Consider the following 16,444-nt stretch of genomic DNA (forward strand, 5'->3'; position numbering starts at 1 on the left):
GCGGCCACTAGCTTGGAGAAGCACTATGAATCTGAAGATCAGTGGACACCATCTCGATGTAACGCCAGCGTTGCGAGAATACGTGATCACCAAACTAGACAGGGTGCTAAGACATTTCGATCAGGTGATCGATGGCAGTGTGGTCCTCTCGGTCGACAACCACAAGGAAAAGGAAAAGAGACAAAAGGTTGAAATCAACCTGCATCTGAAGGGCAAGGACATTTTCGTGGAAAGCTGTGACGGCGACCTGTACGCCGCGATCGACCTGATGATCGACAAGCTCGACCGCCAGGTGATTCGTCACAAGGATCGTCTGCAGGGCCATCAGCACGAAGCGATCAAGTATCAGCCGCTAGCGGCGCAACCTGAAGTACCGCCGCAATAAGCCGGTTAGAGGCTTATCCTTACCCCCGCGAAACCGCCCGACATCGGGCGGTTTTTTGTTTGAGAGGGCGTTGCAGCCCAATTTTTGAGTCATGGCGCGGCGCACCATAGCTTGCAACCCTGTTCTATAATAAATCGGTTACCTTCGGGGTCTTTGTCCAGCCCGAGTCCTGCACAAAGGGATCATTGCGGGTCTCAAGAGCAGGGCTCATTGCGCATCGCTGGATTCGCCATGAGCAGCTGACCGGCATGGAACGCTTTTCAAACGCCACAGCGAGGAGAATCCAGGCGACCTTTGCGCCTGTCAACATGAATCGTTTAGCCAAATATCTTCCCCTCGAAAACGTCGTCGTCGGCCTAGCCGTTACCAGCAAGAAGCGCGTATTCGAGCAAGCGGGCCTGATCTTCGAAAACCAGAACGGCATCGCCCGCAGCACAGTGACCGACAATCTGTTCGCGCGCGAGCGTCTCGGTTCGACGGGGCTCGGCGAAGGCGTCGCGATCCCGCACGGCCGCATCAAGGGCCTCAAGCAGCCGCTTGCAGCATTCGTGCGGCTCGCCGATCCGATTCCCTTCGAATCGCCGGACGGCCAGCCCGTGTCGCTGCTCATCTTCCTGCTCGTCCCAGAACAGGCGACGCAACAGCACCTTGAGATCCTGTCGGAGATCGCCCAACTGTTGTCGGATCGCGAGGCACGCGAACGGCTGCACACAGAAGAGGATCGCGAGGCGTTGCATCGCCTGCTCACTCAGTGGCAACCTTGACATATCGGCGGCGCTCGACGGCTGGAATCGGTAGAAACACGGCGCCTTGGCGCCGCGTTTGATTCGCGGCTCGCAGCGCGCGTGACACGGCAGCACGAGAGCAGCACCCTAGCGGCACATACGAGGTCAGGGAGTCAGGGATTCATGGATACGTCCAGCATCAACGCCCAAAGCATTTTCGACGACAACGCCGCCGCGCTGAAACTCAGCTGGCTGACGGGGCATGAGGGCTGGGAGCGTGGCTTCTCGGCGGAAACCGTTGCAACCGCAACGTCCAGTGCCGACCTCGTCGGCCACCTCAACCTGATCCACCCGAACCGGATCCAGGTGCTCGGCGAAGCCGAAACCAACTACTACCAGCGTCAGTCCGACGAAGACCGCTCGCGCCACATGGCCGAGCTGATCGCGCTCGAACCGCCGTTCCTCGTGGTCGCGGGCGGCGTCGCCGCACCGCCGGAACTGGTTCTGCGCTGCACGCGCTCGTCCACTCCGCTCTTCACCACGCCGATGTCGCCCGCTGCCGTGATCGACAGCTTGCGGCTCTACATGTCACGCATCCTTGCACCGCGCGCAACGCTGCACGGCGTGTTTCTCGACATCCTCGGCATGGGCGTGCTGCTCACGGGCGACTCGGGCCTCGGCAAGAGCGAACTGGGCCTCGAACTGATCTCGCGCGGCCACGGGCTCGTGGCCGACGACGCCGTCGATTTCGTGCGCCTCGGCCCCGATTTCGTCGAAGGCCGTTGCCCACCGCTGCTGCAGAATCTGCTCGAAGTGCGCGGCCTCGGTCTGCTCGACATCAAGACGATCTTCGGTGAAACGGCCGTGCGCCGGAAAATGAAGCTGAAGCTGATCGTGCAACTGGTGCGCCGCCCGGACGGCGAGTTCCAGCGGCTGCCGCTGGAAAGCCAGACTGTCGACGTGCTCGGTCTGCCCATCAGCAAGGTCACGATTCAGGTGGCGGCAGGCCGAAACCTCGCCGTGCTGGTCGAGGCGGCAGTGCGCAACACGATCCTGCAACTGCGCGGCATCGACACCTTGCGCGACTTCATGGACCGCCAGCGCCTGGCGATGCAAGACCCGGACAGCCAGTTTCCCGGCAAGCTGATCTGAAGCGATGCGCGCGAAGCCGCGGCGGTACAGCGTGTGACACCGGATGCTATGATGAACCCAACGGATTCCACGACTCCATGCGCATTATCCTGATCACCGGCATCTCCGGCTCCGGCAAGTCTGTTGCGTTGAACGCGTTAGAAGACGCGGGGTACTACTGCGTCGACAATCTGCCGCCGCGCTTTCTGCCCGAACTGGCCACGTATCTCGCGGGCGACGGCAAGGACCGGCTCGCGGTGGCGATCGACGCGCGCTCGGGCGCCTCGCTCGACGACATGCCGCAAATGATCCGCGACCTCGCCGGCCAGCACGATGTACGCGTGCTGTTCCTGAACGCCAGCACGCAGGCCCTGATCCAGCGCTTCTCCGAAACGCGCCGCCGCCATCCGCTATCGGGTTCGCCCGCACACGATGCCGACGTCGGCGTGCTGACGTCGCTTGCCGAAGCGATCGAGCGCGAACGCGAACTCGTCGCGGGGCTCGCTGAGTTCGGCCACCAGATCGACACCAGCAACCTGCGGGCAAACGTTTTGCGCATGTGGGTCAAGCGTTTCATCGAACAGGAACATACGGGTCTCTCGCTCATGTTCGAGTCGTTTGGCTTCAAGCGCGGTGTCCCGCTCGACGCCGACTTCGTGTTCGATGTGCGCACCCTGCCCAATCCTTATTACGACCGCGAACTGCGGCCGCTGACCGGGCTCGACAAGCCCGTGATCGATTTTCTCGAGGCCTTGCCCGTCGTCCAGCAGATGATCGGCGACATCGAATCGTTCCTGCAGAAGTGGCTGCCCGGTTTCCGTGACGACAACCGCAGTTATCTCACCGTTGCAATCGGTTGTACGGGCGGACAGCACCGCTCGGTATTCATCGCCGAAACGCTGGCCGCGCGTTTCGCGAGCGAAGGGAACGTGATAGTGCGGCATCGCGATGCGCCGATCGACGTCGACGACTCATCGAAACTGGTCGCCTGAGGGTCCCGATGGTGGCTTGACCGGCCGCTCGGGGCGGCCCTAACCGAAGCGTTGCGCCATGTCCTCTACACCGTCCGTGCTTGCCGATGTGCCGTTGTTTCCATTGCACACCGTCCTCTTTCCCGATGGACTGCTGCCGCTGAAAATCTTCGAGGCCCGCTATCTCGACATGGCGCGCGATTGCCTGCGCGACGAGACGTCGTTTGCCGTGTGTCTCTTGAAGAGCGGCGCAGAAGTCGCCCAGCCCAATGAACCTGCCGTGCCCGAGGCCATCGGTTGTCTCGCGCAGATCGACGTGTGCGATGTCGACGAGTTCGGCATGCTGCTGATCCGCGCGCGCGGCACCGAGCGGATCCGTCTGCTGTCGCATCGTGTCGAATCGAGCGGCCTGCTGGTCGGCATGGCCGAACTGGTCGGCAGCGACGTGCCGCTCGAAGGCACGCAGCAAATGGAAAAATTCGGCGCGTGCGCGGAAGTGCTCGAACGCATCATCGCGACGATCCGCGAACGCGATCCGGAAAGCCTGCCGTTCGTCGAACCGTTCAGACTCGACGATCCGACGTGGGTGTCAAACCGTCTGTCCGAAGTGCTGCCCATTGCATTAAAGGCGCGGCAAAAGCTGATGGAATTGCAGGACGCCGGCGCGCGCATCGACGTCGTGCATCACTACATGCAGCAGCACCAACTGCTCTGACAGCAGCGTTCAGATCAGCGAGCCCTGCAGTTCTTCCAGCAGCTTGCGTACGGGCGCAGGCACGCCATACGCGTCGAGTTCGTTCAACGACATCCACACGGTGTCGGCATCGCGCGCGCTCACGGCCTTCGACGCCCGATCGAACTCCGCGATGCGCGGCTCGATATCCAGCCTGAAATGCGTGAACACATGCGTGAGCGGCGCAAGCGGCGATACGGCTCCACTCGCGCCGAAGTCGCGCGCGAGTTGCCCGAGCGCTTCTTCGTCAGCCGCTTCCGGCAGACTCCACAAGCCGCCCCAGATGCCCGACGGCGGACGCTTTTCCAGCATCACCGAATCGCCGTCGCGCAACAGCAGCATCCACGTGCGGCGCGTCGGCACCGCCTTTTTCGGGCGCGCGGCGGGCAACTCACGCTGACGCCCCGTCACGTTCGCCACGCAATCGACGGAAAACGGACAGCGCACGCAGTCCGGCTTGCCGCGTGCGCACAGTGTTGCGCCGAAGTCCATCAAGCCTTGCGTATAGGCGCTGATGTCGTCGTCGGTCGCGTTGACGGGCAGTAGCGATTCCGCCAGCAGCCACATGCCGTTCTCGACCTTCTTCTCGCCCGGAAAGCCCTCGACGCCGAACACACGCGCGAGCACGCGCTTCACGTTGCCGTCGAGAATCGTCGCGCGCACGCCGAATGCGAACGATGCAATCGCGGCTGCCGTCGAACGTCCGATGCCCGGCAACTCCGCGAGCGCCTCGACGGATTCGGGAAACCGCCCGCCATGCTGCTCGACGACGACCTGCGCGCAGCGGTGCAGATTGCGCGCGCGCGTGTAGTAGCCGAGGCCGGCCCACAAGGTCATCACGTCATCGGCAGGCGCGGACGCGAGCGCGGCCACGTCCGGAAAACGCGCGAGAAACCGCGTGTAGTAAGGGATCACCGTCGACACCTGCGTCTGCTGCAGCATGATTTCCGACAGCCAGATCCGATATGGATCGCGCGTGTTCTGCCACGGCAGGTCGTGACGGCCGTGTTCGCGTTGCCATGCGATCAGGCGCACAGAGAAATCGGACAGAGCGGGTATCGTCGAATGCGGAACGGAGGAAACGGGAGCGGAAACGGACATGAACGGCTCAGCGCTGACAGGTCGGACAGAAGTAAGTGGAGCGTTGGCCCTGCACGATCTGTTTGATCGGCGTGCCGCACACGCGGCATGGCTGACCCGCGCGATCATAGACGAAATAGTCGAGCTGGAAGTAGCCGCTTTCGCCGTTGCTGCCCACGAAGTCGCGCAACGTGCTGCCGCCCTTTTCGATCGCGGCGGCGAGCGTGACGCGCACGGCGTCCGCAAGCAGATCGTAACGAATCAGCGAGATGCGGCCGGCAGGCGTGGTCGGCCGGATGCCTGCTCGAAATAGACTTTCAGAGGCGTAAATGTTGCCCACACCGACGACGATATCTCCTGCGAGCAACGCCTGCTTCACCGACACCTTGCGTCCGCGCGTCTTCCGATGCAGCAGCGCGCCGGAAAACGACGGTGCGAACGGCTCGACGCCGAGGTCCGCCAGCAGCGGATGATCGAGTACGTCGCCTGCCGAGCACGGGTGCCATAACACAGCGCCGAAGCGCCGCGGATCGCGAAAGCGCAAAATGAAGTCGTCGAAGATCCAGTCGACGTGGTCGTGCTTCGCCGCCGCAGGCGGATGCGGCACGTTGCGCAGAACCCTGAGCGTTCCCGTCATGCCGAGATGAACGATGAACCAGCCCTCGTCTATCTCGAACAGCAGATATTTGCCGCGCCGTTCCACCTTGTGGACGAGCCGGCCGTGCAGCAGGCGCGCAAAGCCGGGCGGAATCGGCCAGCGCAACGCGGGCGTACGCACGTCGACGCGTTCGACGCGGCGCCCCGCGACGTAAGGTTCGATTCCGCGTCGGGTAACCTCAACTTCTGGCAACTCTGGCATGTCTAACTGGTCTGCAACTTGCGTCAGTGGTTATGCGCTTATTGTAGCGAGCGCGTTACAATCGACCGAAACATTGAACGGATCTGTATGAACCTGTCCATCGTTAAGCAGTTTTTGAAGCGCCGGGCCGGTGCGAACAGCGTGCCGCACGCCGTTTCCGCACGCCGGTTGCTGGGTGTGGCCGCGCTGGCTGTCTGGACGCTCGCCGCCCTGCCCGCGCATGCGCAGGATCCGTCGCCCGATGCGGATGACAACTCCGTCTCCGTACAAGACGCTTTCGGCCCCGATTCCGCCGAAGAAAAAACCAATCTGCCCAACGTCGCGCTGTCGAGCCAGATCGTATTCCAGGTGCTCGCTGCGGAAGTGGCGCTGCAACGCAATCAGCCCGCGCCGGCGTATCAAACCTATCTCTCGCTGGCGCGCGACACGCATGACCCGCGCATGGCCCAGCGCGCAACAGAAATCGCACTCGCCGCGCAGAGCCCGTCTGATGCGCTGGCCGCCGCGCAACTGTGGCAAGAGTATGCGCCGCAATCGGAACGGGCCGCACAGCTCGATGCGTCGCTGCTCGTGCTGTCGGGCAAGCCTGACGACGCGAAGCCGATGCTCGCCAAGGAACTCGCGAAGATTCCGCCGGAAAACCGCGGCAACGGCATTCTCGCGCTGCAACTGCTGATTTCACGCGGGCCGAATCGCGTGGGCGGCCTGCACGTGCTGCAGGATCTGCTCGCGAACGACATGAACCGCCCTGAAGCGCAGTTCGCGATCGCCCGTCAGCAGTTGATCGCCGATGATGCGCCTGGCGCTCGCAAATCGCTCGAACAGGCGCTCAAGCTGAAGCCCGACTATCTGCCCGCAGCACTGATGCTGTCCCAGATGGGACCGGAAGAGCGCAAGGAAGGCATCGCGTCGCTCGAGAAATACGTCCAGGCGAATCCGAAGTCGCATGAAGCCCGGCTCGCGCTCGCGCAAATGTATCTCGCAAGCGATCGCCTCGACGACGCGCAGAAACAGTTCGAGTTCATGCAGAAGGACAACCCGAACGATCTGACGCCGCTGATGGCGCTTGCGCTCATCAAGATCCAGCAAAAGGATCTGCCCGCAGCGCAGAACTATCTGCAGCAGTACGCGCAAAAGGCCGAGAAAACACCGGGCGCGGATGCGGGCCAGGCGTACATCTATCTCGCGCAACTGTCACTGGAACAGAAGGACACGGCAGGCGCTAGCCGCTGGCTCGACAAGATTTCTCCGACGAGCAGCCAGTACGTCCCCGCGCAGATCACGCGCGCGCAACTGCTTCAACGCGAAGGCAAAGTCGACGATGCGCGCAAGCTGCTCGCGGGCATTCGCGCGCAGGACCCGCACGAGCAGGCGCTGATCGCGCGCACCGACGCCGCGATCCTGTTCGACGCGAAGCGCTATCAGGAAGCCGAGACACGTCTCGCTCAGGCGACGAGCGATTTCCCCGACGACCCCGATCTCACGTACGACTACGCGATGGCCGCCGAAAAGAACGGTCATTACGACGTGATGGAAACGCAATTGCGCAAACTGATGCGCACGCAACCGGATAACGCGCAGGCGTACAACGCGCTCGGCTATTCGCTCGCGGACCGCGGCCAACGTCTGCAGGAAGCGGACAAGCTGGTCGAGAAAGCGCTGGCGCTGTCGCCGAACGATGCGTTCATCATGGACAGCGTCGGCTGGGTGAAGTACCGGCTCGGCGACACGTCGGACGCGATTCGCGTGCTGCGCAAGGCCTACGATCTGCAGCCGAACGCCGAAATCGGCGCGCATCTCGGCGAAGTGCTGTGGAAGAGCGGCGACCAGGATCAGGCGCGCGCAGCTTGGCGCGATGCACGCAAGCTCGAACCCGACAACGATACGCTCGTCAAAACGCTCAAACGTTTTCAGGTGAACGATCTCTGATGCACTTTTCTTTTCCCGTGTTTTCCTCTCCGGCGCCGCGTCGTGCGGCGCTGGGTCTCGCAGCCGCAGCCATCGTGGCCTTGTCGGGCTGCGCTTCCGTCAAGCCACAAGGCCCGTCGACGTCGAATGCGGCAACGGCCGTCACTGCACAGACTAGCCGCGCCTATCACGGCCGCTTCGCCGTTCAGTATGTCGATCAGAACGGCCAGCAGCGCAATGCGTACGGCAATTTCGACTGGCAGGAACGCGGCGATACCGTCACGCTGCAGTTGCGCAATCCGCTCGGACAGACAATGGCGATCGTCACGTCGTCGCCGTCGGCGGCCACACTCGAATTGCCGAACCGTCAGCCGCTGACAGCCGATAACGTCTCTACGCTGATGCAGAACGCACTCGGCTTCGCGCTGCCCGTCGAAGGTCTGCGCTACTGGCTGCAGCCATCGGTTGCGCCGACATCGAAGGCGAAGACCGAGAAAGATCCACAGCAGGAATCGCGTCTGAAGGAAATCGAACAGGACGGCTGGACGATCGACTACATCGCCTATGCCGATGCGCCCGCAACCGGCGTGAAGCGCGTCAATCTCGCGCGCACCGAACCACCGCTCGACATCAAGCTCGTGCTCGACCAGTAACCTGCACGCGCGTTTTGCAAAGACTCATGATCGAAACGAACGACTCGCTGCGCGACTGTCTCGCCCCAGCGAAGCTGAACCTCTTCCTGCACATCACCGGCCGTCTGCCGAATGGGTATCACGCATTGCAGACGGTGTTCCAGTTGCTCGACTGGGGCGACACGCTGCACTTCACGCGTCGCGATGACGGCGCAATCACGCGCGGCACCGACATCGCCGACGTTCCCGCCGATACCGACCTCACCGTGCGCGCCGCGAAGCTGCTCAAGGAGCACACGGGCACGAGCGAAGGCGTGAACATCGAGATCGACAAGCGTCTGCCGATGGGTGCCGGCCTGGGCGGCGGCAGCTCCGATGCAGCAACGACGCTGCTCGCGCTGAACCGCCTGTGGAAGCTGGATCTGCCGCGCGCCGAATTGCAGACGCTCTCCGTGAAACTGGGCGCCGACGTACCGTTCTTCGTGTTCGGAAAAAATGCCTTCGCGGAGGGTATCGGAGAAGAACTGGAGCAGGTACAATTGCCGCCGCGCCACTTTCTGGTGGTGACACCGAGGGTTCATGTTCCAACGTCAGCGATTTTCTCAGAAAAAGAGTTGACAAGAGATACGAAGCCCCTCACAATAGCAGACTTTCTTGCACAGCATAGTTGCAGCGCAGAATGGCCAGACAGCTTCGGCCAGAATGACATGCAGCAGGTTGTCGCAGGGAAATACGCGGAAGTTGCGCAGGTGCTTAGATGGTTTGACAACATCGCGCCGGCGCGGATGACAGGATCAGGTGCAAGCGTTTTTGCGGCGTTCCGTAGTAAAGATGAAGCAGTTGCGGCTCATGCCAAACTGCCAGTCGAATGGAACGGTGCAGTGACAGCAAGTCTCGATACGCATCCACTCTTTGCTTTCGCGGCATAAGTTTCGCGGCACTGAATGACCTACACATTCAGTGAAGCTCAAAGTTAGTGTAGGGGAGTCGCCAAGTTGGTCAAGGCACCGGATTTTGATTCCGGCATGCGAGGGTTCGAGTCCTTCCTCCCCTGCCATAAATTCTCGCAGTTCCTCGCCTCCCACAGCCTGAAGCAGGTGCATGATGAGCAGCCATGACGGCCTGATGGTTTTTACTGGCAACGCAAATCCCGCGCTTGCACAGGAAGTCGTCAAAATCCTCGGTATTCCCCTCGGCAAAGCAATGGTCTCCCGGTTCTCGGATGGTGAGATCCAGGTCGAGATTCAGGAAAACGTGCGTGGCAAGGACGTCTTCGTCCTTCAGTCCACCTGCGCGCCGACCAACGACAATCTGATGGAACTGATGATCATGGTCGATGCGCTCAAGCGCGCATCCGCTGGCCGGATCACTGCAGCCATCCCCTACTTCGGCTATGCCCGTCAAGACCGCCGCCCGCGTTCGGCGCGTGTTGCGATCTCGGCGAAGGTCGTGGCGAACATGCTGGAAATCGCCGGCGTCGAGCGGATCATCACGATGGATCTGCACGCTGACCAGATTCAAGGCTTCTTCGATATCCCCGTCGACAACATCTACGCCACGCCCGTGCTGCTCGGCGATCTGCGCAAGCAGAATCACGAGAACCTGCTGGTCGTGTCGCCGGACGTCGGCGGTGTGGTCCGCGCCCGTGCACTGGCAAAGCAGCTGAATTGCGATCTGGCCATCATCGACAAGCGTCGTCCGAAAGCGAACGTCGCTGAAGTGATGAACATCATCGGTGAAGTCGAAGGCCGTACCTGCGTGATCATGGACGACATGGTCGACACGGCAGGCACGCTCTGCAAGGCAGCACAAGTGTTGAAGGAACGTGGCGCGACGAAGGTGTTCGCGTATGCGACGCACCCGGTTCTGTCGGGCGGCGCAGGTCCGCGTATCGCTGCATCGGCGCTCGACGAACTCGTCGTCACCGACACGATTCCCCTCAGCGAAGAAGCCCGTCAATGCGCGAAGATCCGCTCGCTGACGAGCGCAGGTCTGCTGGCCGAAACGTTCTCGCGTATCCGTCGCGGCGACTCGGTGATGTCGCTGTTCGCGGAAAGCTAAGGTATTCGCGAAGGCGCCGCATGATGAATGCGGCGCTTTTGCATATCGGCGTGAACGAACGAAGGTTCATGCCGTTTTGTCAGGGGCCTGAAGCTCATCGAGAGCAAGCTAGGCCCCGTTTTACTGCCTGGTCGCGGGCAGATAATGGAGAAGCAAATGAAAGTCGTCGCTTTTGAGCGTAATCTGCAAGGTACGGGTGCGAGCCGCCGCCTGCGTAACTCGGGCAAGGCCCCGGGCATCGTGTACGGCGCTGGCGAACCGCAACTGATCGAACTCGATCACAATGCGCTGTGGCACGCACTGAAGAAAGAAGCATTCCACTCGTCGATCCTCGAACTGGAAGTGGCAGGCAAGTCGCAACAGGTTCTGCTGCGCGACGTGCAATACCACCCGTTCCGTCAGCTCGTGCTGCACGTGGACTTCCAGCGCGTCGACGCGAAGAAGAAGCTGCACACGAAGGTGCCGCTGCACTTCCTGAATCAGGAAACCAACCCGGCTGTTAAGCTGGGCGGCGCGATCATCTCGCACGTCATCAACGAAATCGACATCGAATGCCTGCCGGCCGCTCTGCCGGAGTTCATCGAAGTCGATCTCGCGAAGATCGAAGCGGGTCAATCGCTGCACGCAACGGACATCGCTCTGCCGGCTGGCGTCGCACTGGTTGCGCACGTCGTCGCAGAAAACCCGGTTATCGTCTCGGCTCCGATTCCTGCTGGTGCCCAGTCGGAAGAAGCAGCAGCTGAAGGCGAAAAGCCGGCAGCTGAATAAAGCCGCTATCCTCTCGATCCGTTTCAATGGAACGGTCGACGTAACCCGCCGCGGTTCGCCCCGGCGGGTTTTTTTTCGGTTATTTCAGGCTGCGCGGCCTGCCGTGCGGCTCATTCGAACATGATCAAGCTGATCGTCGGGCTCGGCAATCCGGGCGCCGAATACACCGCGACCCGTCACAACGCCGGCTTCTGGCTCGTCGACCAACTCGCTCGCGAAGCGGGCACGACGTTGCGCGATGAACGGCGCTTCCACGGCTTCTACGCGAAAGCACGTCTTTATGGCGAGGAAGTGCATCTGCTCCAACCGATGACGTATATGAACCGTTCAGGTCAATCCGTCGTCGCGCTCGCGCATTTCTTCAAGATTCTGCCGGACCAGATTCTCGTCGCACATGACGAACTCGATCTGCCGCCCGGCACCGTCAAGCTGAAGCTCGGCGGCGGCAGCGGCGGGCACAATGGCCTGAAGGACATTTCCGCGCATCTGTCGACGCAGCAGTATTGGCGTCTGCGCATCGGTATCGGCCATCCGCGCGATCTGATTCCCGAAAGCGCGCGCGCCGGCGCGAAGCCCGACGTCGCGAATTTCGTGCTGAAGCCGCCGCGCAAGGAAGAGCAGGATGTGATCGACGCGTCGATCGAACGCTCGCTCGCGGTGATGCCGACCGTCGTGAAGGGTGAACTCGAACGCGCGATGATGCAGCTGCATCGCAATCCCTGACGCGACGCCGCGACGCGTCGAAGCACAAAGGAGAGAAGCTTGAGCCGCTACTGGAGCGACATCGTTCACCGGCTGACGCCGTATGTGCCGGGCGAGCAGCCCGCGCTCGCGCATCCTGTGAAGCTGAACACCAACGAGAATCCATACCCGCCCTCGCCCGCTGTCGTGAGCGCGATCCGCGACGAGTTGGGCGAGCACGCCGAGTCGCTGCGCCGCTATCCCGATCCGACCGCCCGCATGCTGCGCGAAACGGTCGCCGCGCATCACGGGCTGCATGTGGATCAGGTGTTCGCGGGCAATGGTTCGGACGAAGTGCTCGCCACTGTGTTTCAGGCGCTTCTCAAACACGACAAGCCGATCCTCTTTCCGGACATCACGTACAGCTTCTATCCGACGTACGCGCGTCTCTACGACGTCGAGTACCGGACGATTCCGCTCGACGATACGTTCCAGATCCGCATCGACGACTACCTAAAGCCTGAAAGCGAGCCGAACGGCGGCATTCTCTTCCCGAATCCGAACGCGCCGACGGGACATGCGCTGCCGCTTTCGGACATCGAACGAATTGTCGCGTCGAATCCGCAGTCAGTCGTCGTTGTCGATGAAGCGTATGTCGACTTCGGCGCGCAATCGGCGATCGCATTGATCGGCAAGTATCCGAACCTTCTCGTCGTGCATACGACGTCGAAATCGCGCTCGCTCGCCGGCATGCGCGTGGGCTTTGCATTCGGCGACGCCGCGCTGATCGACGCGTTGAATCGCGTCAAGGACAGCTTCAATTCTTATCCGCTCGACCGCCTCGCGCAGGCTGCGGCCAAGGCTGCATATAAGGACGACGCGTGGTTTCGTGAATGCACGGAAAAGGTCATCGCGAGCCGGGAACGTCTCACGTCGCAATTGACCGCGCTAGGTTTCGAAGTCGTGCCGTCGTCGGCGAACTTCGTGTTCGCGCGTCATGAGGGCTACGACGCCGCCACGCTCGCCGCGCAACTCAGGGAAAAGGAAATCTTCGTGCGGCACTTCAAGCTGCCGCGAATCGACCAGCATCTGCGTATCTCGATCGGCACGGATGCCGAGTGCGACACGCTGGTGGACGCGTTGAAGGATATTCTTGGCGGGTACGTCGGCTAAGACGTCGGCTATAAGAAAAACGGCACCGCGTTGTCACACGCGGTGCCGCATCCAACCAGATCCAAAGAATCAGGCGCTCTTCGCGGCCTGCAGTCCGTTGTACTTCGCCATCAACTGTTCCGCCGTCTCCAGATGCTCCGGATTGCGCGGAATACATTCGACGGGACACACCTGCACGCATTGCGGCTCATCGAAATGGCCGACACATTCGGTGCATTTCTTCGGATCGATCACATAGATTTCCGGGCCCATCGAAATCGCGTCGTTCGGGCACTCGGGCTCGCAGACGTCGCAATTGATGCACTCGTCGGTAATCATCAGGGCCATGCTGTTCTCACTTCATGCCGGCGCGCCGCGTTCCTGCACGCGCCGGTCAAAACGTTCCGTAATCCGCAATTTTACGCCTGTCGGATAGACCACGCTGCGTGTCCGGTTAAGGTGAGACTCCCACGCTCCGCCGACAGGCCCAAGCGAGTGGTCACGGATTGGCAGCGCGTGCCTGCTCCAGCACGGCGACCTTGTCCTGCAACCGCTTTTCCACGGACGGGAACACGAACTTGCTCACATCGCCGCCCAGTTGCGCGATCTCGCGGACGATCGTGCCCGAGATGAACTGATACTGGTCGGACGGAGTCATGAACATCGTCTCGACGTCCGGCAGCAGGTAGCGGTTCATGCCCGCCATCTGAAACTCGTACTCGAAATCCGACACGGCGCGCAGTCCGCGCACGATCACGCGCGCGTTGTTGATGCGGACGAAATCCTTCAATAGCCCCTTGAAGCTCATCACCTGGACGTTCGGATAGTGGCCGAGCACTTCGTTCGCAATCTCGAGGCGCTCTTCGAGGTTGAAGAAGGGCCGCTTGTTGCGGCTATCCGCCACGCCCACCACCAGCGTGTCGAAAATGCTCGATGCGCGACGCACGAGGTCTTCGTGACCGCGCGTGAGCGGATCGAACGTACCCGGATACACGGCGACAACCATGGGATTTCTCCTCTCTACAGGCTAGAAGGCGTGCTGGAGCATGCCTCGCAGGACTCGTCTGACGACGATATCGCGCGCGTGACGGCAAACCGCCCGACGCTTGTTATGGAACGCGCATTATTCCTCATTTTCGCGCTGCAGCAAATGATAGTGGACGGCGCCCGCCTTACCCTCCCGGACCACCGACCAGCCCCCGAGCGCCGCATGCCCGGCGGCGTCGAGCGATTCTCCAGACTCGACGTAGAGAAAGCCATCCGCGCTTACCAGAGGCGCCGCCAGTTCGAGCGAGCGGCCGAGCAGGTCCTCACCGAACGGCGGATCGAGGAACACGACATCGAACGAGCCGGGCGCGAGGCTCGCGGCGAGCCGCAATGCGTCGGCTTCGGCGATTTCGATTGCGCTCGCCGACAGCTTCGCCTGATTCGCCCGCAGCTGCGCCGCCGCGCGCGCATTGCGCTCCACCATCAGCACGCGCGCAGCGCCGCGCGACGCCGCTTCGAAACCGAGCGCGCCGCTGCCGGCAAACAGGTCGAGGCAGCGCTGGCCGTCCAGCCGCTGGCCGAGCCAGTTGAACAATGTTTCGCGGACACGGTCGGGCGTCGGGCGCAGGCCGTCGATATCGATCACGGGCAACGGCGTGCGCTTCCAGTCGCCGCCGATGATGCGAATGGTGTGTGCCTGGCCGCGGCCGGAAGGCGCGCTTTTTGCGCGTGCGGGAGAAGTACGGGACATGCGTGAAATGTGTTGAGCGTACGCCCGCCGAAGGTCCGAAAACTGAAGATCGGCGAGCCGGAGCGCCCACGTTACCACACGCACGCAAGCGTCCTCGCCGAAGTTCACCACGGCGGTGCGTGCCTGCCCGCGATCACGACGACGCCTGACGCGCCTGATAAAATGTGCGGCTTCCAGCGCCTTGCATGCCGGTTTGTCATGCGGCCGTCGGAACGCCGATTGCCGGCCATCGTATCGCCGCGTGGCCGCTCATCGCCGTTCGCCGCCGCGCGTCGCCGGGCCGAAAGCAGGAATCCGGCGCAATCTCACTCCAGCCCAGACCATGTTCAGCTTTTTCAAACGATTCAAGGGTTCCAAGGCGCCCGACGACACGCCTGAAGCGTCGCAGACCGATTCCGGCGCCGACGTCGACATGCAGGACGTGGCTGAGCCGGACGCACCCGCAGCGCCCCGCCAGCAAGCTTTGCCGGATTCGCCCGACGCTGCCGATTTCGAAGATTCGGCGGACGAATCCGACGAAAACGACGCGAACGTCGAAATCGTCCCGCCGCCCGTGCCCGAAGCATCCGCCCGACGCTCGTGGCTCACTCGCCTGCGCAGCGGCCTGTCGAAAACGAGTTCGAGCATCACGGGCATTTTCGTCGGCACGAAGATCGACGAAGACCTGTACGAAGAACTGGAAACGGCGCTGCTGATGTCCGACGCCGGCGTCGACGCGACGGAATATCTGCTCGAAACGCTGCGCGAGAAAGTGCGCGCCGACCGTCTCACCGATCCGCAGCAGGTCAAGAGTGCGCTGCGCACGCTGCTCATCGACCTGCTGAAGCCGCTCGAAAAGTCGCTGACGCTCGGCCACTACCATCCGACCGTGATGATGATTGCGGGCGTCAACGGTGCGGGCAAGACGACGAGCATCGGCAAGCTGGCCAAGCATATGCAGCACTTCAACCAGTCGGTGCTGCTCGCGGCGGGCGACACGTTCCGCGCCGCCGCGCGCGAACAGCTCGCGATCTGGGGCGAGCGCAACAACGTGACGGTTGTGCAGCAGGAAAGCGGCGATCCCGCCGCGGTGATTTTCGATGCCGTCGGCGCGGCGCGCGCCCGCAAGATCAACGTCGTGATGGCGGACACGGCTGGCCGTCTGCCGACCCAGCTTCACCTGATGGAGGAACTGCGCAAGGTGAAGCGCGTGATCGGCAAGGCGATGGACGGCGCACCGCACGAAGTGCTCCTCGTCATCGACGCGAACACGGGCCAGAACGCACTCGCGCAAGTAAAGGCATTCGACGACGCGCTCGGGCTCACGGGACTGATCGTGACGAAACTCGACGGCACGGCAAAGGGCGGCATCCTCGCGGCGATCGCGCGGCAACGCCCGGTGCCCGTGTACTTCATCGGCGTCGGCGAGAAGGTCGAAGACCTGCAGCCGTTCAGCGCGGAAGAGTTTTCGGATGCATTGCTGGGGTAATGCAGTGATCGTCTGAAGGCGAGACGATCGGCATAGGGGGTAGCCAACAGGCTACGCCCCTGCCACACCACCCGGCATGCGGGTCCGCACCGGGCGGTTCGGGAAGTTGAGGTCAGGAGAGACGGGGTAGGCCTAGTCGGTCGAACCATGCA

General features: G+C 62.2%; 18 protein-coding genes and 1 tRNA gene. 14 read left to right on the forward strand and 5 right to left on the reverse strand.

All coding sequences use genetic code 11. The annotated features are described in order from the left end of the window. The first annotated feature begins 25 nt into the window (after positions 1-25). The 5 genes from raiA to G3N95_RS38910 all read left to right on the forward strand — a co-directional run bounded on the left by raiA (position 26) and on the right by G3N95_RS38910 (position 3,927). A complete protein-coding gene (gene raiA / locus G3N95_RS38890) occupies positions 26-385 on the forward strand; it encodes a ribosome-associated translation inhibitor RaiA (RefSeq protein WP_012399744.1) in 360 nt (119 codons plus the stop codon). A 248-nt stretch (positions 386-633) separates the two neighbouring features. Beyond that, entirely contained in the window at positions 634-1,149 is a 516-nt protein-coding gene (locus G3N95_RS38895; RefSeq protein ID WP_028365018.1) for a PTS sugar transporter subunit IIA, read from the forward strand. Positions 1,150-1,293: 144 nt separating this feature from the next. Then, positions 1,294-2,262, forward strand: coding sequence for an HPr(Ser) kinase/phosphatase (gene hprK / locus G3N95_RS38900; RefSeq protein WP_007579699.1), 969 nt, complete (start codon positions 1,294-1,296; stop codon positions 2,260-2,262). Between the two features lie 77 nt (positions 2,263-2,339). Next, positions 2,340-3,233: an RNase adapter RapZ gene (rapZ, locus tag G3N95_RS38905; protein WP_205975388.1), complete on the forward strand. Its 894-nt coding sequence runs from the start codon at positions 2,340-2,342 to the stop codon at positions 3,231-3,233. 58 nt (positions 3,234-3,291) lie between these two features. After that, on the forward strand, positions 3,292-3,927 hold the full coding sequence (locus G3N95_RS38910; RefSeq protein ID WP_205975389.1) for an LON peptidase substrate-binding domain-containing protein: 636 nt from the start codon (positions 3,292-3,294) through the stop codon (positions 3,925-3,927). A gap of 9 nt (positions 3,928-3,936) precedes the next feature. Here the strand turns inward: G3N95_RS38910 and mutY are convergent, their stop codons facing one another. Then, positions 3,937-5,046 carry an A/G-specific adenine glycosylase gene (gene mutY, locus G3N95_RS38915; RefSeq protein WP_205975390.1) on the reverse strand — a complete coding sequence of 370 codons (1,110 nt, stop codon included), beginning with the start codon at positions 5,044-5,046 and terminating at the stop codon, positions 3,937-3,939. 7 nt (positions 5,047-5,053) lie between these two features. Next, a complete protein-coding gene (mutM, locus tag G3N95_RS38920; protein ID WP_205975391.1) occupies positions 5,054-5,884 on the reverse strand; it encodes a bifunctional DNA-formamidopyrimidine glycosylase/DNA-(apurinic or apyrimidinic site) lyase in 831 nt (276 codons plus the stop codon). Positions 5,885-5,971: 87 nt separating this feature from the next. Here mutM and G3N95_RS38925 point away from each other — a divergent pair, with 87 nt between their 5' ends. The 8 genes from G3N95_RS38925 to hisC all read left to right on the forward strand — a co-directional run bounded on the left by G3N95_RS38925 (position 5,972) and on the right by hisC (position 13,107). Next, positions 5,972-7,813: a tetratricopeptide repeat protein gene (locus tag G3N95_RS38925; protein WP_205975392.1), complete on the forward strand. Its 1,842-nt coding sequence runs from the start codon at positions 5,972-5,974 to the stop codon at positions 7,811-7,813. Then, complete coding sequence (gene lolB, locus G3N95_RS38930) at positions 7,813-8,445, forward strand: lipoprotein insertase outer membrane protein LolB (RefSeq protein WP_205975393.1); 633 nt, start codon at positions 7,813-7,815, stop codon at positions 8,443-8,445. Before G3N95_RS38925 ends, lolB begins: the two co-directional genes overlap by 1 nt. A gap of 26 nt (positions 8,446-8,471) precedes the next feature. Continuing rightward, positions 8,472-9,353 (forward strand): 4-(cytidine 5'-diphospho)-2-C-methyl-D-erythritol kinase, encoded by an 882-nt coding sequence (gene ispE, locus G3N95_RS38935; protein ID WP_205975394.1) that lies wholly within the window; start codon positions 8,472-8,474, stop codon positions 9,351-9,353. A gap of 51 nt (positions 9,354-9,404) precedes the next feature. Continuing rightward, positions 9,405-9,481, forward strand: a tRNA-Gln gene (locus tag G3N95_RS38940). A 47-nt stretch (positions 9,482-9,528) separates the two neighbouring features. Next, complete coding sequence (locus tag G3N95_RS38945; RefSeq protein ID WP_012399735.1) at positions 9,529-10,485, forward strand: ribose-phosphate pyrophosphokinase; 957 nt, start codon at positions 9,529-9,531, stop codon at positions 10,483-10,485. A gap of 156 nt (positions 10,486-10,641) precedes the next feature. Further along, the gene (locus G3N95_RS38950; protein ID WP_205975395.1) at positions 10,642-11,253 is read left to right on the forward strand and encodes a 50S ribosomal protein L25/general stress protein Ctc; all 612 of its coding nucleotides are present in this window, start codon (positions 10,642-10,644) and stop codon (positions 11,251-11,253) included. A 120-nt stretch (positions 11,254-11,373) separates the two neighbouring features. After that, positions 11,374-11,976: an aminoacyl-tRNA hydrolase gene (gene pth, locus G3N95_RS38955; protein ID WP_205975396.1), complete on the forward strand. Its 603-nt coding sequence runs from the start codon at positions 11,374-11,376 to the stop codon at positions 11,974-11,976. A 39-nt stretch (positions 11,977-12,015) separates the two neighbouring features. After that, the gene (hisC, locus tag G3N95_RS38960) at positions 12,016-13,107 is read left to right on the forward strand and encodes a histidinol-phosphate transaminase (RefSeq protein ID WP_205975397.1); all 1,092 of its coding nucleotides are present in this window, start codon (positions 12,016-12,018) and stop codon (positions 13,105-13,107) included. A 69-nt stretch (positions 13,108-13,176) separates the two neighbouring features. Here the strand turns inward: hisC and G3N95_RS38965 are convergent, their stop codons facing one another. The 3 genes from G3N95_RS38965 to rsmD form a co-directional block, all read right to left on the reverse strand. After that, a complete protein-coding gene (locus tag G3N95_RS38965; RefSeq protein WP_205975398.1) occupies positions 13,177-13,434 on the reverse strand; it encodes a YfhL family 4Fe-4S dicluster ferredoxin in 258 nt (85 codons plus the stop codon). A 151-nt stretch (positions 13,435-13,585) separates the two neighbouring features. After that, entirely contained in the window at positions 13,586-14,092 is a 507-nt protein-coding gene (gene coaD, locus G3N95_RS38970) for a pantetheine-phosphate adenylyltransferase (RefSeq protein WP_205975399.1), read from the reverse strand. 117 nt (positions 14,093-14,209) lie between these two features. Next, complete coding sequence (rsmD, locus tag G3N95_RS38975) at positions 14,210-14,824, reverse strand: 16S rRNA (guanine(966)-N(2))-methyltransferase RsmD (RefSeq protein WP_205975400.1); 615 nt, start codon at positions 14,822-14,824, stop codon at positions 14,210-14,212. Between the two features lie 322 nt (positions 14,825-15,146). Between rsmD and ftsY the strand changes: the two genes are divergently transcribed. Beyond that, entirely contained in the window at positions 15,147-16,292 is a 1,146-nt protein-coding gene (gene ftsY, locus G3N95_RS38980; RefSeq protein WP_205975401.1) for a signal recognition particle-docking protein FtsY, read from the forward strand. Positions 16,293-16,444: the final 152 nt, after the last annotated feature.

The organism is Paraburkholderia sp. Tr-20389, from assembly GCF_017104565.1.
Classification (GTDB): domain Bacteria; phylum Pseudomonadota; class Gammaproteobacteria; order Burkholderiales; family Burkholderiaceae; genus Paraburkholderia.

Bases quoted from the DNA above. Each gene is read 5' to 3' on its own strand.
- raiA (WP_012399744.1), top strand. From the start codon at position 26: ATGAATCTGAAGATCAGTGGACACCATCTCGATGTAACGCCAGCGTTG.
- G3N95_RS38895 (WP_028365018.1), top strand. From the start codon at position 634: ATGGAACGCTTTTCAAACGCCACAGCGAGGAGAATCCAGGCGACCTTT.
- hprK (WP_007579699.1), top strand. From the start codon at position 1,294: ATGGATACGTCCAGCATCAACGCCCAAAGCATTTTCGACGACAACGCC.
- rapZ (WP_205975388.1), top strand. From the start codon at position 2,340: ATGCGCATTATCCTGATCACCGGCATCTCCGGCTCCGGCAAGTCTGTT.
- G3N95_RS38910 (WP_205975389.1), top strand. From the start codon at position 3,292: ATGTCCTCTACACCGTCCGTGCTTGCCGATGTGCCGTTGTTTCCATTG.
- mutY (WP_205975390.1), bottom strand. From the start codon at position 5,046: ATGTCCGTTTCCGCTCCCGTTTCCTCCGTTCCGCATTCGACGATACCC.
- mutM (WP_205975391.1), bottom strand. From the start codon at position 5,884: ATGCCAGAGTTGCCAGAAGTTGAGGTTACCCGACGCGGAATCGAACCT.
- G3N95_RS38925 (WP_205975392.1), top strand. From the start codon at position 5,972: ATGAACCTGTCCATCGTTAAGCAGTTTTTGAAGCGCCGGGCCGGTGCG.
- lolB (WP_205975393.1), top strand. From the start codon at position 7,813: ATGCACTTTTCTTTTCCCGTGTTTTCCTCTCCGGCGCCGCGTCGTGCG.
- ispE (WP_205975394.1), top strand. From the start codon at position 8,472: ATGATCGAAACGAACGACTCGCTGCGCGACTGTCTCGCCCCAGCGAAG.
- G3N95_RS38945 (WP_012399735.1), top strand. From the start codon at position 9,529: ATGAGCAGCCATGACGGCCTGATGGTTTTTACTGGCAACGCAAATCCC.
- G3N95_RS38950 (WP_205975395.1), top strand. From the start codon at position 10,642: ATGAAAGTCGTCGCTTTTGAGCGTAATCTGCAAGGTACGGGTGCGAGC.
- pth (WP_205975396.1), top strand. From the start codon at position 11,374: ATGATCAAGCTGATCGTCGGGCTCGGCAATCCGGGCGCCGAATACACC.
- G3N95_RS38965 (WP_205975398.1), bottom strand. From the start codon at position 13,434: ATGGCCCTGATGATTACCGACGAGTGCATCAATTGCGACGTCTGCGAG.
- coaD (WP_205975399.1), bottom strand. From the start codon at position 14,092: ATGGTTGTCGCCGTGTATCCGGGTACGTTCGATCCGCTCACGCGCGGT.
- rsmD (WP_205975400.1), bottom strand. From the start codon at position 14,824: ATGTCCCGTACTTCTCCCGCACGCGCAAAAAGCGCGCCTTCCGGCCGC.
- ftsY (WP_205975401.1), top strand. From the start codon at position 15,147: ATGTTCAGCTTTTTCAAACGATTCAAGGGTTCCAAGGCGCCCGACGAC.